Below are 22,486 nucleotides of genomic sequence, written 5' to 3' on the forward strand. Positions count from 1 at the left end.
GTGGCGGCATGACCACACCGGACATCCTGCCCCCGCTCGTCCCGCTGCCCGAGGACTGGTCCACGGCCCTCGCCGTCGTGGCCCACCCGGACGACATGGAGTTCGGCGCGGCCGCCGCCGTCGCGCGCTGGACCGGCCAGGGCAAGCGGGTCGTGTACTGCATGGTGACGAGCGGCGAGGCCGGCATCGACGGGATGGACCCCGACGAGGCGCGGCGCGTGCGCGAGGCGGAGCAGGTCGAGTCCGCGCGCCTCGTCGGCGTCGAGGAGGTCGAGTTCCTCGGCCAGCCCGACGGCGTGCTCGAGTACGGGATCCCGCTGCGCCGCGCGATCGCCGGCGCGATCCGTCGGCACCGGCCCGACGTGGTCGTCACGGGGAACTACCGCGAGACGTTTCCCGGAGGCATGCTCAACCAGGCCGACCACATCGCGACCGGGCGCGCCGTGGTCGACGCGGTGCGCGACGCCGGGAACCGGTGGGTGTTCCGCGAGCAGGTCGAGACCGACGAGCTGGAACCGTGGGGCAGGGTGCGGCAGGTCTGGGTCGCCGCCTCGCCCGACGCCGCGCACGGCGTCGACGTGAGCGCGACCTTCGAGGCGGGCGTCGCGTCGCTGCGCGCGCACGCGGCGTACCTCGACGGGCTGGGTTGGGCCGACTTCGACCCCGCCGCGTTCCTCGCCTCCATGAGCGCCCCGACGGGCGAGCGGATGGGTGTCACGCACGCGGTCGCGTTCGAGGTGCTGCGCATGGGCTGGGAGGACTGAGTCTCCGGCGGGTCGTGCTCGGATCGCCACGCGATGCGCCTGCGGCCGGTCGAGCATGCGGCTGTGGCCCGTCCCCGGGCAGGGACAGGCCACAACCGCATGCTCGGCGGGAGGGTTCAGGCGCGCGCCGCTGCCGGGACGTTCGCGACGCCGTCGGGCAGGAGCCGGCGGCCCAGCACCTTCTCGCTGTAACCCGTGCGGTCGAGGTACGGCGTGATGCCGCCGAGGTGGAAGCCCCACCCGGCGCCGAGGATCATGCACAGGTCGATCTGCGACGGGCTCGCCACGACGCCCTCGTCGAGCATGAGCCCGATCTCCTGCGTGAGGGCGGTGAGCACGGAGTCGAGCACGCCCGCCTCGTCGAGCGCACCCGGGCCACCGGCCTCGCCCGTGCCGAACACCCGCTGGATCGCCGGGTCGACGGGCTTCGGCAGGCCCTTCGGCGCGTCGAGCACGACGGGGATCTGCTCGTCCACGATGCGCTGGAGGCCGGGGGAGACCGGGAACCGGTCGCCGAGGTCCTCGCGCAGCGACGTGAGGACGTGCAGCCCGACCGCCGGGCCGACGAGGTCGAACAGCGCGAACGGCGGCATGGGCAGCCCGAGCGGCGCGACGGCGCGGTCCGCGACCTCGACCGACGTCCCGTTCTCGACCGCCTCGACGATCTTGCCCATGAGCAGGATGAGGAGGCGGTTGACGACGAAGCCGGGCCGGTCCGCGACGAGCACCGCGGTCTTGCGCAGCTTCTTCGTCATGGCGAACGCCGTGGCGAGCGCGGCGTCGTCCGTCTTCGCGGCCTGGATGATCTCGACGAGAGGCATCTGCGCGACGGGGTTGAAGAAGTGCATCCCGACGACGCGCTCGGGGTGCTGCAGGTCCGCGGCCATCTCGGTGATGGAGAGCGCCGAGGTGTTCGTGAGCAGCACCGTCTCGGGGGAGACGATCCCCTCGAGCTCGGCGAAGACCTTCTTCTTGAGCGGGAGGATCTCGGTGACGGCCTCGATCACGACGTCGCACGCGGCGAAGTCCCCGATCTCGGTCGTGCCGTGCACGGAGCCGACGATGCGCGCGGCGGCGTCCTGCGACATCCGGCCGGTGCGCACGAGCTTCTCGACGGTCGAGCGCACGTAGCCGAGGCCCTTGTCCACGCGCTCCTGGTCGAGGTCGCGCATGACGACGGGCACCTGGAGGCGCTGGGCGAACAGGAGCGCGATCTGCGCCGCCATGAGGCCCGCCCCCACGATGCCGACCCGCGTCACGGGCCGCGCGAGCTTCGCGTCGGGCGCGCCCTGCGGACGCTTGCCCTGCGAGACGAGCTGGAACGCGTAGACGCTCGCGCGCATCTCGTCGCTCATGATGAGGTCCGCGAGGGCCTCGTCCTCGGCGGCGAACGCCTCGTCCTTCGTCGCGGTCCGCGCCGCGGCGACGAGGTCGAGGGCGCGGTACGGGGCGGGCCGGGACCCGGCGACGACGGCGTCGAGCTGCTTGCGGGTCGCGCCGACGACCGCGTCCCAGACCGGGGCGGGGTCGAGCTCGCGCCGCTCGACGACGATCTCGCCCGCGAGGACCGCGGCGGTCCAGCGCAGCGAGGACTCGAGGAAGTCGGGCGCCTCGAAGATCGCGTCGGCGAGGCCGATCTCGTAGGCCTCCTTGGCCTTGAACGGCTTGTTCGCGGCGGGGCGGGCGAGGATGACGTCCATCGCCTTCTCGACGCCGACGAGCCGAGGCACGAGGTACGCGCCGCCCCAGCCGGGTACGAGGCCCAGGCCGACCTCGGGCAGGGCGAGAGCGGGGGCGTCGGTCGCGACCGTCCGGTAGTCGCAGTTGAGCGCGACCTCGAGCCCGCCGCCGAGCGCCAGGCCGTTGATGTACGCGAACGTGGGCACGCCCATCTCGCCGAGCAGCCGGTAGGCCGCGTGGCCGCTGCGCCCGAGCTCGAGCGCCATGTCGTGCGACGTCACGGTCGCGACCTGCCGGAGGTCCGCGCCCGCGGCGAGGAAGTACGGCTTGCCGGTCACCGCGACGGCGACGATCTCGCCGTCGGCGGCACGCTGCTGCAGCGCGCGCAGGGCCGCCGTGAGCTCCGCGATGCCCTCGGGGCCGAGCGTCGACGGCTTCGTGTGGTCGAGCCCGTTGTCGAGCGTGACGAGCGCGAGCGTGCCGCGGCCGCCGGGCAGTTCGACGTCGCGCACGAGCGAGTGGGTGACGCGCTCACCGCGTGCCGGGGCGGGTCCGCCGTCGCGCGGTGACGACGCGTCCGGGGCGATGGTCTGGTCGGCCGACGTCGTGCCGGGTCGCGTCGTGGTCTCGGAGGTGGTCTCGCTCACGGTCAGTTCTCCCCGTCGGTCGCGGTGGTCGTGTCGGCGGCGCCGTGGCCGGAGTAGTCGGCGTGGTGCGGGTTCTCCCAGATCACCGTGCCGCCCATGCCGAGACCGACGCACATGGTGGTCAGGCCGTAGCGCACCTCGGGGTGCTGCTCGAACTGGCGCGCGAGCTGGGTCATGAGGCGCACGCCCGACGACGCGAGGGGGTGCCCCATGGCGATGGCGCCGCCGTAGAGGTTGACGCGCGGGTCGTCGTCGGGCAGGCCGAAGTGGTCGAGGAACGCGAGCACCTGGACCGCGAACGCCTCGTTGATCTCGAACAGGCCGATGTCCTCGATCGTCAGGCCCGCGGAGGCGAGCGCACGCTCGGTCGCCGGGACCGGGCCGATGCCCATGACCTCGGGGTCGACGCCCGCGTAGGCGTAGGAGACCAGGCGCATCCGGGCCGGGAGGCCCAGCTCGTCGGCGACGTCGCCCGCCGCGAGGAGGCACGCCGTCGCGCCGTCGGTGAGCGGCGAGGCGTTGCCCGCCGTGACGCGGCCGCCCGGGCGGAACGGGGTCTTCAGGTCGCGGATCGCGTCCACGGTCGTGCCGGGACGGGGCAGCTCGTCGGCCGTGGCCAGTCCCCAGCCGAGCTCGGCCGACCGGGTCGCGATCGGCACGAGGGCGTCGGAGATGTCGCCGTTCGCCAGGGCCTTGGCGTACTTGGCCTGGCTCTCGACGCCGTACGCGTCCGCGCGCTCCTTGGTGAGGTGCGGGAACCGGTCGTGCAGGTTCTCGGCCGTCGCGCCCATGACGAGCGCCGAGGAGTCGACGAGCTTCTCGGCGACGAAGCGGGGGTTCGGGTCGGCGCCCTCGCCCATCGGGTGGTGGCCCATGTGCTCGACGCCACCGGCGATCGTCACGTCCTGCGCGCCGACGGCGATGTTCGCCGCGGTCGTGGTCACCGCGGTCATCGCTCCCGCGCACATGCGGTCGATCGCGAAGCCGGGGACGGACTTGGGCAGCCCGGCGAGGACGGCGACGCTGCGCCCGAGGGTGAGGCCCTGGTCGCCGGTCTGGGTCGTCGCGGCGAGCGCGAGCTCGTCGATCCGCTCGGCCGGGAGCTCGGGACGACGGCGCAGGAGCTCGCGGATCGTCTTCACCGCGAGGTCGTCGGCACGGGTCTCGGCGAAGATCCCGTCGGGGCGCGCCTTGCCGAACGGGCTGCGCACACCTTCCACGAAGACGACGTCGCGCACGGCGCGGTGGCGCGAGCGCTGGGTGGCGGCCTGGGTGCGAGGGGCCTCGTTGGCCACGGTCATGGCATCTCCATCCGATGCAGATGGTCGGGACGGCGGTGTCCGGAGCGGCACCGCTCGGTTCGTTCACGTGTGCTGATACACGCTACCGCGAGTATCGGGAAAGTACGAGTAGATCGTACGCGACGAAAGAGACCCGGTATCGCATCGGCGATACCGGGTCTCTCGTGGGGCGGGGCGCGGAGCGCTCAGCGGCTCCCGCGCAGCTTTCGGACGACCTTCTTCGCGGTGGGCAGGCCCTTGTTCCAGGCGGAGTACCACATCGAGAACGGGACGTCGACGCTCCCGAGGAGCTCGTCGTCGTGCTGCGCGAAGCTGCGCTTGAACTCGCTGATCCCGTCGTTGAGCAGCCCGTTCATGTCGTACCGCACGAGCCCGGCGTCCTGGGCGAGCGTGATCGCGTGCCACTTCACGGGGGCGTTGGCGCGGAGCTTGCGCCCGGCGTCGTTGATCCCGCCGTAGAGCTCGAAGGAGGTCGTCGCGGACGACACGCACCAGACGAAGGACACCGGCGCGCCCTCGGAGAACGCCGCGACCAGCACGGAGTGCTCGCCGAGCTCGCGGTGGATCGCGAGGTAGTACTCGTCGTCGTGCAGCGCGAAGCCCGCACGCTCGGCAGTCTCGTGGTAGACCGCGAGCACCTGGCGGACCTCCGCCTCGTCCGTGACGCGACGCACCTCGAGCCCGGTGCGGGCGGCCTTGCGGATGTCGTACCGCGTGGTCTTGCCCATGGCCTTCGTCAGCTCGTCCTGGCTCTTCGTCAGGTCGAGGATCAGCGTGACCGGGTAGAGGATCGGGTTCGCGGCGGGGCGGGCGTCGGGCAGGTCGAGGTGCGTGCCCACGGGCCAGTCCGGCTCGATCGTCACGCCGACGCCGCCGACGTGCTCCTTGCACCACGCGACGACGGCACGCGTCACGGCGTCGCGCGTCGCGTCGTCGCCGACGCCCGGCCCGGCGCCCCAACCGTCCGCTCCCGCCGCCACGGCGGGCGCGACCACCGGGCCGCGCGGGACGTGGCACAGCGCCTTGAACTGCGCGGGCAGCGACCGGACCAGCACCTGGGCGAGCCCCTGCACCCGGCCCTCTGCGTCGACCGCCTCCACGCGGTGCGGGGTCCACGCGCCGGTCGCCTTCACCTCGCCCCAGCCCCAGAGCTGCAGCGGGTGGCCGCCCAGCTCGTTCACCCGGGCGTCCCAGGAGGCGCGGTCGGTGACTGTCCGGATCGTCAGGTTCGCGTCGTGCACCGGACGACCCTACCGTCCCGGGACGGTCGCGAAGGCGGTCGCGAGCCGGTCGGCGAGCAGCTCGACCTGCCACTCGCGTGCCCCTCGCCCACGCAAGAACTGCGCGACGTGCTCGGCGTCCGCGGGCTGCGGCGGCGTCCAGCACAGTCGGCGCAGGGCGTCCGGCTGCAGCAGGTTCTCCAGCGGGACCGAGAGCTCGTCAGACAGCGCCTGCACGACGCCGCGGGCCGCCTCCAGGCGGGCCGCGGCGCCCGGGTCGCGGTCGGCCCAGGCGCGCGGGGGTGGCGGGGCGTCCGTGCGGGGCCCGCGAGTCGAGGGCAGGGCCCCCGCGGGGAGCGCGAGCGCCTCGTCGATCGCCTGCTGCCAGTAGGCGGCGCGCCGCCGGGTGCCCTTCCCGGCGAAGGCCGGGATCTCGACGAGCTGGGCGACGGACCGCGGCAGCGACTCCGCGGCGGCGAGGATCGCGCGGTCGGGCAGGACGCGCCCGGGGGCGATGTCGCGACGCCGGGCGTTGACGTCGCGCGCCTGCCACAGGCTGCGCACGACGGCGAGCCGGCGCGGGTCGCGCAAGGTGTGCGTCCCGGAGGTGCGTCGCCAGGGGTCGACGCGCGGCGCCGGCGGACCGGCGGTGCGCACCGCCTCGAACTCCTGGGCGGCCCACTCGCTCTTCCCGGCTGCGTCGAGCCGCTCGCCGAGCGCCTGGCGCAGCGGGACGAGCACCTCCACGTCGAGCGCCGCGTACCGCAGCCACTCCTCGGGCAGGGGCCGCGTCGACCAGTCGACCGCGGAGTGCTCCTTGGCGAGCCCGAGGCCGAGGACCTCGGCGACGACGGCGGCGAGACCCACGCGCTCCATGCCGAGCAGGCGGGCCGCGAGCTCGGTGTCGAAGACGCGCGCGGGGACCACGCCGTGCTCGGCGAAGCCCGGCAGGTCCTGCGACGCGGCGTGCAGGACCCACTCCGCGTCGCCGACCGCGTCGAGCAGCGGCGAGAGGTCGGGCACGCCGACGGGGTCCACGAGAGCCGTGCCCGCACCCTCACGCCGGACCTGGAACAGGTAGGTGCGCTGCCCGTAGCGGTATCCCGACGCGCGCTCGGCGTCCGCGGCGACGGGACCGGACCCGGCGGCGAACGCCTCGACGACGCGCGCGAACGCGTCGGGGGTGTCGACGACACGCCCCAGGCCGTCGGACGGCTCGGTGAGCGGTGTGACCACCGGGACGGTGGGCGCGTCCTGCGGTGGTGCGTCGTCGGGAAGGTCGCCGACGGGGGGCGGTGCGGGTGCTGCGGCCGAGCTCATGGACCCACGGTATTGCGTCGAGCGGGTGCCCGGTGCGCGAGGGGCGTGACGCCCTGGGGCACGGGGGGCAGCCCGGCCGCCGTGCACAGGAGCTGGGACCAGGCCGCGAGGTGGCTCCCGAGCTCGTCCGAGAGGGGGGTCCAGGAGGCGCGCATCTCGAGCTCGACGTCGTCGTCCTTGCCGGCGAGCGCGCCGAAGCTCTGCGACAGGACCCGGGTCACGGTGCCGCTCTCGGCGCGCGCCGTCGCGCCCTGGTCGCGCAGCGCGTCCTCGAACCAGGACCAGGCCACCTGGGCGAGCATCTCCTCGGCACCCATCTCGGGCTCGAGCGTCGCGCGCACGAGCGTGACCACGCGGAAGCGCCCTTGCCACGCCTCTTGCCCCTCGGGGTCGAACAGCAGGATGAACCGCCCGGACGCCAGGTCCGGGTCGTCGTCCTGCGCGCCTGCGACCTCGCCGGTGAGCGCGACGGACCAGGGGGCGATCCGGCGCGGCGCGGGCACCTCGCGCAGCGTCACCTCCGGTCGCAGCCGACGCGCCGCGAGGGCGTCGAGCGCGGCACGGAACTCCGGCGGGGCGTCCGTCCCGCGAGCGGTCATCACACCGCGCACACTACGAGCCCGACGTCGTGCGGCCGTGGCGCCGCGCGCGGGCGTCACCGAATCGTGATCGGCTGTCTCCGTGGTGCGTGGTCGGCCGCCGCCGGCCGTGACCGGATCGTCACCACCGCTGCGGGTGACCGGATGGTGGCAGCCCCCGGGCCGGTCGGTACCGGAGGACTAGGCTGACCGCGTATCCGCCCCGTACCGGTCACGCACCGTTACCGAACCCCGAGGAGCAGGGAAGCAGATGTCAGCACGTGCACAGATCGGTGTGACCGGACTCGCGGTCATGGGTCGCAACCTGGCCCGCAACTTCGCCCGTCACGGCTACACGGTCGCGGTGCACAACCGCTCGTACGCCAAGACCGAGTCGCTGATCGCCGAGGCGGGCAGCGAGGGCGACTTCGTCCCGTCCGAGTCGATGGCCGACTTCGTGGCGTCGCTCGAGCGGCCGCGCAAGGTCGTGATCATGGTCAAGGCGGGCGCCGCGACGGACGCCGTGATCGACGAGCTCGTGCCGCTCCTCGAGGAGGGCGACATCGTCGTCGACGCGGGCAACGCGCACTTCCCCGACACGATCCGCCGCGAGAAGGCGCTCGCGGCGAAGGGGCTGCACTTCGTCGGCACCGGCGTCTCCGGCGGCGAGGAGGGCGCGCTCAACGGCCCGTCGATCATGCCCGGCGGCACGCGCGAGTCGTACGCGAGCCTCGGCCCGATCCTCGAGGACATCTCGGCGAAGGTCGACGGCACGCCGTGCTGCACCTACGTCGGCCCGGACGGCGCCGGCCACTTCGTCAAGATGGTCCACAACGGCATCGAGTACGCCGACATGCAGCTCATCGCCGAGGCATACGACCTGCTCAAGCAGGGCCTCGGCGCGTCGGCGGCGGAGATCGGCAAGATCTTCGAGGACTGGAACACGGGCGACCTCGAGTCGTTCCTCATCGAGATCACGGCGGACGTGCTCCAGCACGTCGACGCGGAGACCGGCTCGGCGTTCGTCGACGTCGTGCTCGACCAGGCGGAGCAGAAGGGCACCGGTCGCTGGACCGTGCAGAACGGCCTCGACCTCGGCGTCCCGATCACCGGCATCGCCGAGGCGACGTTCGCCCGGGCGCTGTCCGGCTCCGTGCCGCAGCGCGAGGCGGGCCGTGCGGCCCTGCCCGCCGACACGCAGGACTGGGACGTCAAGGACCGGGACGCGTTCGTCGAGGACGTTCGCCTCGCGCTCTACGCGTCGAAGGTCGTCGCGTACTCGCAGGGCTTCGACCAGATCGCCGCGGCGTCGGCCGAGTTCGGCTGGGACATCGACCGCGGGGCGATGGCGCGCATCTGGCGCGGCGGCTGCATCATCCGCGCACGGTTCCTCAACCGCATCACCGAGGCGTACGAGCGCGACGAGCAGCTCCCGCTGCTCCTCGCCGACGAGTACTTCACGGGCGCGGTCGGCAACGGCCTCGCCGCGTGGCGCCGGGTCGTCGCGGGGGCGGCGCAGAACGGCGTCCCGACGCCGGCGTTCTCGTCGTCGCTCGCGTACTACGACGGCGTCCGGGCCGAGCGCCTGCCCGCCGCGCTCATCCAGGCGCAGCGCGACTTCTTCGGCGCGCACACGTACCGCCGCGTCGACAAGCCGGGCGTGTTCCACACCGAGTGGTCGGGCGACCGGACCGAGTCCGACGCCTGACACCCACCGCCCGACGGCGGCCGTGACGCTCCGGCGTGACGGCCGCCGTCGGCATTCGCCGAACGACGCCGATCCACGACGACACGGAGACCGATGAGCCGCCATCCGCAGGACGCGACCGCGACGAGGATGCTCGCCGACCGGACGGGCACCGACCCCGCCGACTGGTTCCTCGTGTTCAAGGCCCGGTACGGCATGGAGGTCGTGCTCCGTGCGCTCGCCGAGTCTCGTGGGGCGGGCGACGTCGTCACCCAGGTGTTCACGTGCTCGACGGCGGTCGACCCCGTCCTCGTCGCCGGGCTCCGGCCCGTCTACGCCGAGGTCTCCCCGGCGACCGTCGCGATCGACCCCGACCGGCTCGCGGCCGGCCCCGCGACGCGCGCCGTCGTGCTCCAGAACACGTTCGGCATCGTCGACGACGCCACCGCCCTGCGCCTGCGCGACGCGGCGCGCTCGGTCGGCGCCCTTCTCCTCGAGGACAGCGCGCACTGCGTGACGCGCCTCGCGCGGGACGCCGACGGCAAGCCCGTCGCGGACGTCTCGTTCCACTCGTTCGGCGTCGAGAAGATGCTGCCGACACGCTTCGGGGGTGCGGTGTGGGTCAGCCCGTCGCTCGACCCGGCGCTGCGCGCCGCGATCGTCTCCGCGCTCGACGCGCTGCCCGTCGTGGGTGCCCGGCTCGACCTCGCCGCGCGCAGCTTCCGCACGCAGGTGCGCGTGCTCAACCGGCTCCCCGGCGCTGCCGCCGGGAAGGTGCGCGGGGCGCTGACCGCGGTCGGCGCCTACGAGCCCGCGATCGCCCCGGTGGAGAACCGTGGCGGGCTCGCGCACGCGCCGCAGCGGCCGTCGGCGTGGGTCGTCGGGCAGATGGTCGACGCGCTGCGGTCGAGCGGCGACGTCGAGGCCCGCCGTGCGGACACCGTCGCGGAGTACGTGCGCGGGCTGTCCGACGTCGTCGAGGTCCCGGCGGGCATCGGAGAGCGGGCGCCGCTGGTCCGGTTCCCGTTCTTCGCGCCCGACGCCGCCACCGCCGACCGGCTCGTCGCCGAGCTCACCGCAGCCGGCTTCTACGTCGGGAAGTGGTACCGGCCCGCGCTGTTCCCCGGCCCGGACGACCCCGCGGTGTACGGGTACACGCCCGGGGACCCGGCGCTCGCCACGACCGAGGACCTCGTGGCGCGTGTCGTGAACCTGCCGACGACGGTCGGCGTCGCCACGGCGCGCCGCGTCGTCGAGGCCGTGCGCTCGGCACTGGGAGCCAGGCCCGCCGTGGTCTGAGCGACGCGGCTCCCTCCGACCGGCGACTCCGCGGGGCGCCGAGGGCTCACCCCTGGCGGGTGAGGCTCTCGACGCGGTCGGCTGTGACCGTGGGAGGGAGCGCCGGAAGGAGCCCAGGATGACGGCTGCGCAGATCTCTCGACAACAGGTCCCGCCGAGCCCGGGTCCCTGGCACACCGCCTCCGTCTCGGAGGTGTGCGCCGAGCTGGGTGTCGACCCGGCCGTCGGCCTCACGTCGGCCGAGGTCGCGGAGCGTCGCGCGCGGTACGGCCCGAACGCGCTGGCCGAGGAGCGCAAGGAGCCGGCCTGGCAGGCGTTCCTGCGGCAGTACCGCGATCTCATGCAGCTCGTGCTCGTCGGTGCCGCGGTCGTCAGCATCCTTGCCCTCGGCGACGTCACCACGGGTGTGGTCGTCCTGCTCCTCACGGTCCTCAACGCCCTCATGGGGCTGCACCAGGAGGGCAAGGCGGCGCAGAGCGTGGCCGCGCTGCGCGAGATGCTCGTCATGACGGCGACCGTCCGCCGCGACGGACGCCAGGAGCAGGTGCCGGCGGAGGAGCTCGTGCCGGGTGACGTCGTGGGCTTCGAGGCGGGGAGCAAGATCCCCGCCGACGGCCGGCTCGTCGTCGCGGCCTCGCTCGAGATCGAGGAGGCGGGGCTCACGGGCGAGAGCACGCCCGTCGCCAAGGGAGTCGCGCCGGTCGGCGCCGAGGACGCGCCGCTCGGCGACCGGACCGACATGGCGTACATGAACTCGCAGGTCACCCGTGGCCGCGGTGAGATGGTCGTCACGGCGACGGGCATGACGACCGAGGTCGGCCGCATCTCCGGGATGCTCAGCGGCGTCGAGCAGGACAAGACCCCGCTGACGCGCCAGCTCGACCGCATCACCGTGATCATCACCGTGATGGCGGCGGTCGCGCTCGTCGTCGTGGTCGTGCTCGGGCTGGCACGCGGGGAGGACTTCGACAGCCTCTTCGTGGTCGGCATCAGCCTCGCGATCGCGGCCATCCCGACCGGCTTGCCCGCCGTCGTGACGATGCTCCTCTCGCTCGGTACGCGTCGGCTCGCGGACGAGGGTGCGATCGTCAAGCGGCTCAAGTCCGTGGAGACCCTCGGCTCGACGTCGGCGATCTGCTCCGACAAGACCGGGACCCTCACGCTCAACCAGATGACCGCCCGGCGCCTCGTGCTCGCCGGGCGACGGTTCTCCGTCGACGGCGAGGGCTACTCGACGACGGGCCGCATCCTCGCGGCGGCGGGCTCGACCGACGTCCCGCTCGAGCCCGTCGCGCTGCCGATGGCGCTCGCGAGCGACGCCGTCGTGCGGGACGGCGAGTGCCTCGGGGACCCGACGGAGGGCGCGCTCGTCGTGCTTGCCGCCAAGGCCGGCCTGGACGTGGAGGAGACGCGTCGCGACCACCCGCGCGTCGCGGAGGTGCCGTTCGACACCGAGTACAAGCTCATGGCGACGTTCCACGAGATCGACGGCGCGGTCCGTTGCTACGTCAAGGGCGCACCGGACGTGCTCCTCGCGCGGTCGAGCCGGTACCTCACCGCCGACGGGGGCACGGCGACGCTCGACGACGACGCACGCGCGCTGGTCTCCCGGGAGAACGACGGGCTCGCGGCCGAGGGGATGCGGGTCCTCGCGGTCGCGCGTCGCGACGTCACCCCGGCCGACCTGGAGGGTGACCTGCTCGGTCTCGCCCAGGACCTCGAGCTGCTCGCGCTCGTCGGGATCGTCGACCCGCCGCGGCGCGAGGCGCGGGACGCGATCGCGGAGTGCAAGGACGCGGGGATCCGGGTGCGGATGATCACCGGCGACCACGTGACGACCGCCGCCGCGATCGCCGGGCAGCTCGGCATCGAGGGACGAGCGCTGACCGGCGCCGAGTTCGCGGCGATGAGCGACGCGCAGCTCGAGGCCGAGGTCGCCGGCATCGGTGTCGTGGCGCGTGTGGCCCCCGAGGACAAGGTGCGGCTCGTCGACGTGCTCAAGCGCCAGGGCGACGTCGTCGCGATGACCGGTGACGGCGTGAACGACGCCCCCGCGCTCGCCCGGGCGGACATCGGCGTCGCGATGGGGATCACGGGGACGGAGGTCACGAAGGACGCCGCCGAGATGATCCTCACCGACGACAACTTCGCGACGATCGTCAAGGCCGTCGAGGGCGGCCGCGGGCTCTACGACAACCTCATGAAGTACATCCGCTTCCAGATGGTCGTGCTCATCGGCTTCATCCTCACGTTCGTGGGCGCCGGGATCTTCACGATCGCGGGCGGCACGCCGCTGACGCCGCTCCAGATCCTGTGGGTCAACTTCGCGATCGACGTGCTGCTCGCGATCGGGCTCGGCTTCGACGCGGCCTCGCCGGGTCTCATGCGACGCAGGCCGCGCTCGCCCTCCGAGCCGGTCATCGGGCGCGCGCTCGGCGCGCGCCTCGCTCTGGGCGGCGTCCTCATCGCCGTCGGGACGCTCGTGGCCGTCGCGTGGGGCGAGGACCGCTACGACCTGCCGGTCGCGACGACGATGGGCCTCACGGCCATGTCGCTCCTGCACGTCGTCGCGGCGCTCGAGTGGCGCGACCCGCGCGCGAGCATCCTCTCGTTCGACACGCTCGCCAACGGCCGGTTCGTCGTCCTCCTGCTCTCCTCGCTCGGGCTGACGTTCCTCGTCACGACCCTCGACGGCCTCGAGCGGATCTTCGGCACGGTGAGCCTCGACGGCGAGCAGTGGGGCGTGTGCGCGCTCGTGGCCGTCGCGTTCCTCGTCCTCGTCGAGCTCGGCAAGCTCGTCCTGCGCCACGTCGGTCCGGGCCGAGCGGAGCCCGTGCGCGGGCTGCCTCGGGCCTGAGGCGCGTCGTGACCGGGGGAGGGGTGACGGGGACGGTCGACCGGCGCCTCGCGGTGCTGCTGGCGATGGCGATGTTCGTCCTCGTCGTCGACACCTCGTTCATGAACGTCTCGATCTCGGCGGTCGTCCACGACCTGGGGACGACCGTCAGCGGAGTCCAGACCGCCATCGCCCTCGAGGCTCTCGTCTCCGCCGCGTTCATCCTCATCGGCAGCAAGGTGAGCGACCTCGTCGGCCGACGTCGTGGCTACGTGCTCGGGCTCCTCGGCTACGGCGTGGGTGCGGTCGCGATGACGCTCGCCCAGAGCCTCACCGCGGTCGTCGTCTTCTGGTCGCTGGTCGGCGGCCTGGGCGCGGCACTCCTCCTGCCGTCCATGCAGGCCCTCGTGCACGGGAGCTTCGAGGGTGCGGCGCGGACGAAGGTGTATGCCCTCGTCGGGGCGTCGGCGTCGGTGGCGGCGGCGGTCGGACCGCTCCTCGGCGGCTTCATCACGACGTACCTGTCGTGGCGCGTCGCGTTCGCGCTCGAGGCGGTCGTCATCGTCGTCGTGCTCTCGGGCATCCGGCTCGTGCGCGAGGTCCCCTTCACGGGCGACCGGTCGGTCGACGTCGTCGGGGCGGTGCTCTCCGTCCTCGGCATGGGGGGTGTCGTGCTCGGGGTCCTCGTGTGGCAGGAGGGCGGCGAGGCGGTGGGCCTGCTCGTGGCGGTCGGCGTCGTCGGTCTGGTCGGTCTCGCGCGGTGGGTGCTCCGGCGCGAGCGACGGGGCGCCGCGCCCCTCGTCGACCCGGTGCTGTTCCGTTCCCCGGCGTTCCGCGTCGGCGTCTCGCAGCAGACCCTGCAGCAGGTCGCGCTCGGCGGCGCCATGATCGCGCTGCCCGTGTTCCTCCAGATGGCTCTCGGCTACGACGCGATGCTCGCCGGCCTCTCGCTGGCACCCCTGTCGCTCAGCATGTTCGCCGCGGCGATCGTCGCGGGCCGCCGGGCGGGTCGGCGTCGACCCGCCACGCTCGTCCTGGCGGGCTTCGCGCTCCTCGTGGTGGGGATCGCGGCGCTCCTGCCCGTCGTGCCCCGTGCGACGTCGGGGTGGTACCTCGCGATCCCGCTCGTGGTCGCCGGCTGCGGCCTCGGGCTCCTCGTCTCGCAGCTCAACGCCTTCACGCTCTCCCCGATCGCCGAGGAACGTGTGGGGGAGGCTGCGGGCGTGAACTCCGCCGCGGGTTCGTTCGGGCTGTCGCTCGGGCTCGCCCTCGCGGGTGCCGTCATGCTCGCGTCGCTCGCGACGGGGTTCACCGCCCAGGCGCAGGCCAGCCGCGTGCTGCCGCCCGAGGACAAGGCACAGGTGAGCCAGGTCCTCGAGGAGGACGCCGAGGTCATGAGCGACGCCCAGCTCGTCGAGCTGCTCGCGGACGAACCCGCCCCCGTGCGCGAGGAGATCCTGCGGATCAACGACGACGTGCGCGCGCGGGCCCTCCAGGTCGCCCTCCTCGTCCCGCTGGGCGCAGGGCTCCTCGGCGTGGCGCAGGCGCTGCGCATGCGGCGTCTGCCCGACCCGGTGCCGGGCGCGGCACCGGCCGCGCTGGGCTGAGGCGTCAGGGCAGGATGCCGAGCTCGCGGCCGCGGCGGACCGCGTCGCGCCGAGACCCGACGCCGAGCTTGCGGTACAGCGCCTTGAGGTGCGCCTTGACGGTGTTGACGGACACGAAGAAGTCCTCGGCGATCTCCACGTTGCTCTCCATCGTGGGCAGGGCCGCGAGGACCGCGAGCTCCCGCTCGGTGAGGGGCTCGACGAGCGGCGTGGGCTCGGGAGCGACCGCGCCGCGGGAGAAGTGGGCACGGAGCCGTCTGCCGAGGCCGTCGTCCCGGCCTGCCGCTGCTCGGGCGAGCAGCGGCCGCAGCTCCGCACCGGGGATCGTGAGGAACGGGCGGGCGAGCTGCTCCTCGGAAGCGAGGTCCAGCGCCTGGGCGAGGAGCACGTGAGCGCGGCGGGTGCCGGCGTGCGCGAGCGCGGAGGCCTCGACGAGGGCGGCCTCGACGCGAGAGAGCGTTCCGACCTCGCCGTCCGTGTCGTCCGCGACGCCCTCGACCTCACGCAGCGCTGCCCCGCTCCGGCCGTCGGCCAGCAGCCGGCGCGCGTCGCACACGGCGAGGACGGCCGAGGAGCCGAGCCCTTCACGCTCGACCCGCCCTCCCGCCGGGCCGAGGCGCGGCCCCCTGAGGTGCACCTCCGTGGACGTCCGTACCCACAGGTCCGCCAGGACCGGAGGCACCGGGACCGGACCGAGCGTCCGGTCGGCGGATGCGAGCGCGTGGCGTGCTGCCTGGGCGTGCCCCCGAGCCGCGGCGACCAGCGCCTGGAGCAGCCGGACGGCGACCTCCGAGGCGGGCTCGCGGCCCCCGCCGTCAGCAGCCAGCGCGTGCGCGAGCTGGCGTTCCAGGCCCTCGTCCGAGGCGCGCAGGTAGCGCACCCAGGCGAGCGCCGCGTGCGCGGCTCGCGCGTGGGTGAACATCTCCCAGCCCCGTGCCACGGCATCCGTCGTGGTCGCCCGAGCGGACGCCTGGCCCTCCTCCAGCCGTCCGTCTGCGACGAGGCGGAGCGCCGTCGCGGCTCGCGCGCCGAGGTGGACCAGCCGGGCGCCGCTCGTGTCGTCGCGCGTCGTGGGGACCCAGGCCTCGGCCGGCGTGGCGCACCACGCCAGTCCCGCGGCACGGTGCGAGGCGGCCAGCCGCCGGTACGTCTCGAGCGCCGGGAACGGGTACGGCGCGTCGTCCGCTGCGGCCTGCGCGGCCCCGGCCGTCGTCGTGAGCCGGTGCACGTCGCCCTGCGCGCGTGCGGTCGACGCGTCGACCAGCTCCAGGAGCACGGCAGCCGCGGGCTGTTCGTCCGGGTCGAGGAGCGCACGCGCCCGGACGACATGGCGGGCCGCGGCGTCGAACCGCTCGTCCACGCCGGCGAGCGCCCCCGCGCACAGGGACAGCAGCGCGTCCGGTCCCAGCGTCGCAAAGGGGATCGTCCGCACGATGTCGGCGACCGTCTCGCGGTGCGGCCCGGCGAGCTGCGCAGCGGCGCCCTCGACGAAGATCCCGCTCACGAGCGGCCAGTCCACCGCGGCCGCCGCGTGCTCGAGCGCACGCAGCGGGTCGCCGTCCCGCGCGAACCACCGGGCCGCGGTCCGGTGCGCCTCGCGCAGACCGGCAGGGTCCTCGACGCCGAGCTGGTGCAGGAGCATCTCCCGCAGGAGCGGGTGGTACCGGAACCAGGTGCGGCCCTCGCCGACGGTCGTGACGAACCCGTCCGCTGCGGCGAGGTCGGGCAGCAGGTTGCGGACGCGGAGGTCAGGGTCGAGCTCGGCGGCAAGGTCGGGGCAGACGGCCGAGGCGACGCTCGTGCGGAGCAGGAAGCGGCGCGTCGCCGGGTCCCGGCGGTCGAGCACCTCGGCGAGGAGGAACTCCGCCGCCGAGCGGCTCGCGCGGGCCCGGCTCACGGCGTCGGACGACTCCAGGTGCAACGCGACCCCGACCGCCCAGCCACCCGTCTCCTCCAGCACCCGCTCGACGTCGCCGGGCTCCAGGTCTCGCCCGTGCTCGGGGGCGAGCGTCGCGACCGCTTCGGCGTCGAACGCGAGGTCGGCGGCTCCGACCTCCGCCACCTCGCCCAGCACCCGGAGCCGTTGCAGCCGGACCAGCGGGTCGACGCGGGTGAGCGCCACGACGTGGAGGGGCAGCGGGTAGCGCAGCAGGTCGTCGACGGTCGCCGCGACCTCGGAGCACGCCGCGAAGTGGAAGTCGTCGAGGACGAGGACGACGGGCTCCGGCAGGCGCTCGACCGCGGCGAGCACCTGGCGCAGGAGCCCGGGAGACATCCGTGGAGGAACGACCAGCGTCTCCAGCGGATGCCCGGCGGGGACGACGCCCGCGTCACGCAGTGCCGCGAGCACGTCAGCCCAGAACGCGGCCGGCTTGTCGTCGAACGGCTCGAGCGTCAGCCAGGCGACCCGTCGGCCGGTACCACCGCGTGCCCAGTGCGCGACGGCGGTGGTCTTGCCCCAGCCGGGCCCGGCCGACACGAGGGTCAGGCGATGCGTCACCGCGTCGTCGAGCACCGCCTCGACGGCCGGACGCGGCACGGTGGCCCGGGGAAGGTCGGGGACGGCTGTGCGGGCGCGCAGCGACTCCGGGGCAGCCGCGACGCGCGCGTCCCCCCGCTCGGCACGCGGCTCGACCGAGGCCATGGGGCCACCGTACGCCTGCGTTCACCAGGAGGCCGGGCGAGACGGTGTCGCTCTTCGGCCTGACCCGCACCGACCGGCCCGGCCAGGTCATCCACGACGGCGCGCACGAGGCTTCAGGCGAGAGCCCTCGCCTTGAGCGCGGCGAACTCGTCGGCGTCGATCGTGCCGGCGTCGTAGAGCGCCTTGGCGTCGGCGATCTCACCCGCGGGCGACCGCCCGGTGCCGGCCGTGGCCCGGACGTAGTCGTCCGTCATCTGGCGACGGAAGCGGTCCTCCTCCGCGTGCCGCTCGGCCATGCCGCGTCCGCGCGCGATGACGTAGACCAGCGCCGAGAGGTACGGCACGACGATCAGGGCGATCATCCACAGCGCCTTCCACCATCCGCTCAGGGCCTTGTCGCGGAAGAGGTCGCCGATGATCTGGAACAGCACGACGAGGTAGGCGATGAAGAAGAACCACCACACCATGAGCCAGAACCAGTCCCAGAAGCCGTCCATCGCCGCACTCCTCACGTCCGGTCACGGACGTCCGTGACGGTCCCACTGTCGACCGGTGGCACGCGACTCCTCCTCACCCGCCGGGGGTAGTCGGTCCGCGGGAGCCCGTGCCACCCGCTCGGGGTGATCCGCCCGGAGGCGTGATCTCTGCATCCTGGTGCGACGGCGCGAGGCCGTTCGACGTCGCGAGGCAAGGAGAGGCGCATGGCCCGGACGACGATGGTCGAGGTCACGCTCCGTGGTCCGGTCGTGCTTCCCGCGGCCGACGTCGCCGAGCTGGGCGTACGCCGCTCGGTCGAGTGCACGGTGCTCGAGGCGACGGTGCGCGACCAGGCCGCGCTCTACGGGCTGCTCCAGCGCCTCGCCGCGCTGGGGCTCGAGCTGCTCGAGCTGCGCACGACCGCACCTGGGACGCGGGCGGACGTGGAGGTCGTCGTCCGCGGCCCCGTCGGGGCGCTCGTGCAGGAGATGCTCGACGACGTCGACCGGACGGTCCCGACGGTCCTCACCTCCTACCGGATGCGGGAGGTGGACCTCGCCGGCCTCCTCGCCGCCGTCGCAGGACGTCGATCACCCGCGCAGGGTGAGGACACGGCCGTCGACGGGAGGCACCGTGAAGCGTGGGACGTCATCGTGGGCGGCCCGTTCCCTGCCAGCACGACCGGAGAGCGACCGATGGACCGAGAGATCGACGAGATGGGACCGATCGACTACATCGTCGTGGAGTTTCCCGAGAACCGGCTCGACGGCGAGGCGCTGCCACTACTGCTCGACCTCGTGGAGCGCGGCATCATCCGGGTCCTCGACCTGGCCTTCGTCGAGAAGAGCGCGAGCGGCGAGGTGTACGGCATCGAGCTGGAGAACCTCGACGTCACGGGAGACTTCGACGTGACGGTGTTCGAGGGAGCCTCCTCGGGGATCCTCGGCGAGGACGACCTCCGGGAGGCCGGCGAGGCGCTCCAGCCGGGCAGCGCTGCCGGCGTGCTCGTGTACGAGAACGCGTGGGCGGGGCCTTTCGCCTCCGCCCTGCGCCGCGGCGGCGGCGCGCTCGTCGCCGGCGGGCGCCTCCCGGTGCAGTCGATCCTCGCGGCGCTCGACGCCGCCGAGGCCGGCTGAGCAGACGTCGACCCCGACCGAGAGGACACACCACCATGGGACTGCTCCGAGGCGTCGCGCGGACTGCCGTCGTCGCCGGGACGGCGAGCGCCGTCTCCGGCCGCGTGCAGCGCCGCCAGCAGGGCCGCTGGGCCGAGCAGGACGCACGTCAGGCCCAGGAGGCGGCCGGCTACGGCCCGCCAGCCCCGGCCGCACCAGCGCAGTACGCGGCACCCCCCGCGCCGGCGGCCCCGCCGCCAGCGGCTGCGGGCGGTTCCGACATGGACGCGACCATCGCGCAGCTGCGCGAGCTCGCGGCACTGCACGAGCAGGGAGTCCTCACGGACGCCGAGCTCGCCGCGCAGAAGGCGCGCGTCCTCGGTTCCTGAGGCTCGGGGCCGACCACACCGGCGTGGTCGACGAGAGAGGCACGACATGGACGTCGTCTTCGTCCTCGAGGCGTTGGTCGTCCTCGGGGCGATCGTCATGGGTACCCGCTCCGGCGGGGTCGGTGTCGGCCTGTGGGGTGGGCTCGGCACCGCGGTGCTCGTCTTCGTGTTCGGGGAGGCTCCAGGCGCTCCGCCCGCCGCGGCTCTCGCCATCATCCTCGCGGTCGTCACCGCCGCGGCGCTCATGCAGGCCGCCGGGGGGATCGACTGGATGGTGGCCGTCGCCGCCCGCATCATCGAGCGGCACCCGCGGCAGATCACGCTCATCGCTCCGCTCACCGCGTTCGCCTTCTGCGTCGGAGCCGGGACCGGGAACATCATCTACCCCCTGCTGCCGGTCATCTACGACGTCTCGTACCGCAACGGGATCCGGCCGTCGCGACCGCTCACCCTCACCGTCGTCCAGTCCGGCATCGCCCTCGCCGCGTCTCCCGTCTCCGCGGCGATGGCAGCCATGCTCACCCTCACCGACGTCGCGCCCTACGACCTCGGCCTCACGCAGATCCTGGCGATCACGCTGCCCGCCTGCGTGGTCGGCATCGTCGTCACCGCACTCGTCGTCAACCGCACGGGCAAGGAGCTCGGGGAAGACCCCGAGGTGCTGGCGAGGATCGCGGCGGGCGAGCTGGAGGCACCGGCCGCGGTGGCCGCCGGTGCGGAGGCGCCCCGCAGCCCGAGCGTCGTGGGTGCGGGTCGCGGTGCGGAACCGTCTGCTCCCAGCACGGCGACCGGGGGCTCGGGCGACGCTCCCGTGTCCGTCGCGTCGACGCTCACGTACACGAGCCGCGGGCGGAACTCGGCCCTCGCCTTCCTCGCCGGAGTCCTGGCGATCGTCGTCCTCGGGCTGTTCCCGGGACTGCGCCCGTCCTTCGAGGTGCCCGGCGAGGGCCTCGTACCCATCGACATGACGACGACCATCGTCCTGGTCATGTTCGTGGTCGGCGTCGCGATCCTCTTCCTGGGCCGGCCGCAGGTCGGCGACGTCCCCGACCAGTCCGTGTTCAAGGCCGGCATGATCTCGGCGATCGCCCTGTTCGGGATCGCGTGGCTCACCGCGACGTTCATCACGGCGCACGAGGAGCTGATCGTCAGCACGATCGGCGCCTGGGTCACCGACTGGCGGTTCATCTTCGCCCTCGCCGTCTTCCTGGTGGCCGCCCTGACGACGAGCCAGTCGACCGCCACCCGGACCATCGTGCCGATCGGGCTGGCCGCGGGCCTCTCGCCGGGACTCGTCACCGGGATGTGGGCCGGGGCTCTCGGCGGCGTCTACACGCTGCCCGCCAACGGCACCCAGATCGCCGCCGCGAACTTCGACCTGTCCGGGACCACGAAGCTCGGCACCAAGCTCCTGGACCACAGCTTCTTCGTGCCGATGCTCGTCCTGTCGGCCACGACGATCGTCGTCGGCGCACTGATCGGCGCCATCTTCTTCTGAACCGCACGACCGAGCCTCTGGTCCCCCCGCGCCCGTCCACGGCGGGCCGCACCGCACGACAGGAGCACCTCATGGAGACGGACGACGTCGCCGCACGTGCCTCGGCGCTCATGCCGGCGCTGCTCGACTCTCTCGCCGAGCTCGTCGCGATCCCCTCCGTCGCCTTCCCGGGATACCCGCCCGGTCCGGTCGAGGAGATGGCCCGCGCCGCGTCGAGGATGCTCCACGAGGCGGGGGTGCGCGACGCGCGACTCATGGAGGTGCCGTCCGGATACCCGCCCGTCTACGGCGAGCTTCCCGGACCTCCGGGGTCGCCGGTGGTCGTGCTCTACGCCCACTACGACGTCCAGCCCGCGCCGCCGGAGCAGGGCTGGACGACCGACCCGTGGTCGCCGGCGCTGAGGTCCGATGGTCGTCTGAGCGGACGGGGCGCCGCGGACGACAAGGGTGGCATCGCCTGCCACCTCGGCACGCTGCAGCTGTTCGAGGGGCGCCCGCCCTGCACCCTGAGGATCGTGCTCGAGGGCATGGAGGAGACCGAGAGCAACCTCGAGGCGTTCGTCGAGGCGCACCCCGAGCTGTTCGTGTGCGACGCCTTCGTGGTCTGTGACATGGGCAACCTCCGCACCGGCGAACCCGTCCTGACGACGGCGCTGCGAGGTGACGTGGCGTGCGTCGTGACGGTCAGCACGCTCCAGCACCCGCTGCACTCCGGCATCTTCGGCGGGCCGACGCCGGACGCGATGATGGCGATGGCCCGGCTGCTCTCCACGCTGCAGGACGACGCCGGTGACGTCGCCGTCCCGGGCGTCACGTCGGGGACGTGGGAGGGCGAAGGGCCTTCGTCCGAGGAGTTCCTGGCCAGCGCGGACCTGCTCGACGGTGTCGAGCTCGTCGGGACGGGAAGCGTCGGGGACAGGCTGTGGACGAAGCCGTCCATCAACGCCATCGGCGTGGACACGACGAGCGTCGCGGGATCTTCCAACGTGCTCATCCCGCGAGCCCGCGCCAAGATCTCGATGCGGATCGTCCCAGGCGCCGACCCGGTCCGAGAGCTCGACGCGCTCGTCGCCCATCTCGAACGCTCCGCGCCCTGGGGGGCTCAGGTCGAGGTCGAACGCACCAAGACCGCCCCGCCGTTCCAGTGCCCGACCGACGGACCGGCGGTCCGTGCCGCACGCGAGGCGCTCACGGACGCCTTCGGCAAGGCCGCGGGAGACGTGGGCAGCGGAGGGTCCATCCCTCTCCTGCGCACCCTCGCCCAGGTCGCCCCGGGCGCCGAGTTCATCCTGTGGGGCCCGGAGGACGTGGCCGGAGCGCGGATCCACGCCTCCGACGAGAGCGTCGACCCTGACGAGATCGAGCGCATGGTCGTCGCACAGACACTGTTCCTCGCCCGGTTCGCGGCGCTGAAGAGCCTGTGA

The 22,486-nt window shown here is 73.6% G+C and carries 16 protein-coding genes; 9 read left to right on the plus strand and 7 right to left on the minus strand.

Features of this window, described 5'->3' with window-relative positions:
- Nucleotides 1-8 precede the first annotated feature (8 nt).
- Nucleotides 9-764, plus strand: a complete 756-nt coding sequence (locus tag ACMXGY_RS09795) for a PIG-L deacetylase family protein (RefSeq protein WP_483776641.1) — start codon at nucleotides 9-11, stop codon at nucleotides 762-764.
- 116 nt (nucleotides 765-880) lie between these two features.
- Here the strand turns inward: ACMXGY_RS09795 and ACMXGY_RS09800 are convergent, their stop codons facing one another.
- From ACMXGY_RS09800 to ACMXGY_RS09820, 5 genes are all read right to left on the minus strand, one after another.
- Nucleotides 881-3,031, minus strand: a complete 2,151-nt coding sequence (locus tag ACMXGY_RS09800; protein ID WP_483776835.1) for a 3-hydroxyacyl-CoA dehydrogenase NAD-binding domain-containing protein — start codon at nucleotides 3,029-3,031, stop codon at nucleotides 881-883.
- Nucleotides 3,032-3,093: 62 nt separating this feature from the next.
- Complete coding sequence (locus tag ACMXGY_RS09805; protein WP_483776642.1) at nucleotides 3,094-4,392, minus strand: thiolase family protein; 1,299 nt, start codon at nucleotides 4,390-4,392, stop codon at nucleotides 3,094-3,096.
- A gap of 185 nt (nucleotides 4,393-4,577) precedes the next feature.
- Nucleotides 4,578-5,633: a lipid II:glycine glycyltransferase FemX gene (locus ACMXGY_RS09810; protein WP_483776643.1), complete on the minus strand. Its 1,056-nt coding sequence runs from the start codon at nucleotides 5,631-5,633 to the stop codon at nucleotides 4,578-4,580.
- Nucleotides 5,634-5,642: 9 nt separating this feature from the next.
- The gene (locus tag ACMXGY_RS09815) at nucleotides 5,643-6,932 is read right to left on the minus strand and encodes a ribonuclease D (RefSeq protein ID WP_483776644.1); all 1,290 of its coding nucleotides are present in this window, start codon (nucleotides 6,930-6,932) and stop codon (nucleotides 5,643-5,645) included.
- Nucleotides 6,929-7,531, minus strand: coding sequence for a DUF3000 domain-containing protein (locus ACMXGY_RS09820; RefSeq protein WP_483776645.1), 603 nt, complete (start codon nucleotides 7,529-7,531; stop codon nucleotides 6,929-6,931). Before ACMXGY_RS09820 ends, ACMXGY_RS09815 begins: the two co-directional genes overlap by 4 nt.
- Nucleotides 7,532-7,781: 250 nt before the next feature.
- Here ACMXGY_RS09820 and gndA point away from each other — a divergent pair, with 250 nt between their 5' ends.
- The 4 genes from gndA to ACMXGY_RS09840 all read left to right on the plus strand — a co-directional run bounded on the left by gndA (nucleotide 7,782) and on the right by ACMXGY_RS09840 (nucleotide 14,939).
- Nucleotides 7,782-9,218, plus strand: a complete 1,437-nt coding sequence (gene gndA / locus ACMXGY_RS09825) for an NADP-dependent phosphogluconate dehydrogenase (RefSeq protein ID WP_483776646.1) — start codon at nucleotides 7,782-7,784, stop codon at nucleotides 9,216-9,218.
- A 93-nt stretch (nucleotides 9,219-9,311) separates the two neighbouring features.
- A complete protein-coding gene (locus ACMXGY_RS09830) occupies nucleotides 9,312-10,496 on the plus strand; it encodes a DegT/DnrJ/EryC1/StrS family aminotransferase (protein WP_483776647.1) in 1,185 nt (394 codons plus the stop codon).
- A 118-nt stretch (nucleotides 10,497-10,614) separates the two neighbouring features.
- Complete coding sequence (locus tag ACMXGY_RS09835; RefSeq protein WP_483776648.1) at nucleotides 10,615-13,353, plus strand: cation-translocating P-type ATPase; 2,739 nt, start codon at nucleotides 10,615-10,617, stop codon at nucleotides 13,351-13,353.
- A gap of 65 nt (nucleotides 13,354-13,418) precedes the next feature.
- Complete coding sequence (locus tag ACMXGY_RS09840; RefSeq protein ID WP_483776836.1) at nucleotides 13,419-14,939, plus strand: MFS transporter; 1,521 nt, start codon at nucleotides 13,419-13,421, stop codon at nucleotides 14,937-14,939.
- Between the two features lie 4 nt (nucleotides 14,940-14,943).
- On the opposite strand, the gene ACMXGY_RS09845 is transcribed toward ACMXGY_RS09840, so the two are convergent.
- Entirely contained in the window at nucleotides 14,944-17,583 is a 2,640-nt protein-coding gene (locus ACMXGY_RS09845; protein WP_483776649.1) for a winged helix-turn-helix domain-containing protein, read from the minus strand.
- A 113-nt stretch (nucleotides 17,584-17,696) separates the two neighbouring features.
- Complete coding sequence (locus tag ACMXGY_RS09850) at nucleotides 17,697-18,080, minus strand: SHOCT domain-containing protein (RefSeq protein WP_483776650.1); 384 nt, start codon at nucleotides 18,078-18,080, stop codon at nucleotides 17,697-17,699.
- 204 nt (nucleotides 18,081-18,284) lie between these two features.
- Here ACMXGY_RS09850 and ACMXGY_RS09855 point away from each other — a divergent pair, with 204 nt between their 5' ends.
- The 4 genes from ACMXGY_RS09855 to ACMXGY_RS09870 all read left to right on the plus strand — a co-directional run bounded on the left by ACMXGY_RS09855 (nucleotide 18,285) and on the right by ACMXGY_RS09870 (nucleotide 22,486).
- Entirely contained in the window at nucleotides 18,285-19,196 is a 912-nt protein-coding gene (locus ACMXGY_RS09855; RefSeq protein WP_483776651.1) for a DUF6325 family protein, read from the plus strand.
- 35 nt (nucleotides 19,197-19,231) lie between these two features.
- Nucleotides 19,232-19,564, plus strand: a complete 333-nt coding sequence (locus ACMXGY_RS09860) for an SHOCT domain-containing protein (protein ID WP_483776652.1) — start codon at nucleotides 19,232-19,234, stop codon at nucleotides 19,562-19,564.
- Nucleotides 19,565-19,610: 46 nt separating this feature from the next.
- The gene (locus ACMXGY_RS09865; RefSeq protein WP_483776653.1) at nucleotides 19,611-21,062 is read left to right on the plus strand and encodes an anaerobic C4-dicarboxylate transporter family protein; all 1,452 of its coding nucleotides are present in this window, start codon (nucleotides 19,611-19,613) and stop codon (nucleotides 21,060-21,062) included.
- A 71-nt stretch (nucleotides 21,063-21,133) separates the two neighbouring features.
- Nucleotides 21,134-22,486, plus strand: coding sequence for a M20/M25/M40 family metallo-hydrolase (locus ACMXGY_RS09870; protein WP_483776654.1), 1,353 nt, complete (start codon nucleotides 21,134-21,136; stop codon nucleotides 22,484-22,486).

Source organism: Cellulosimicrobium sp. G4 BAM 1002 (assembly GCF_057126935.1).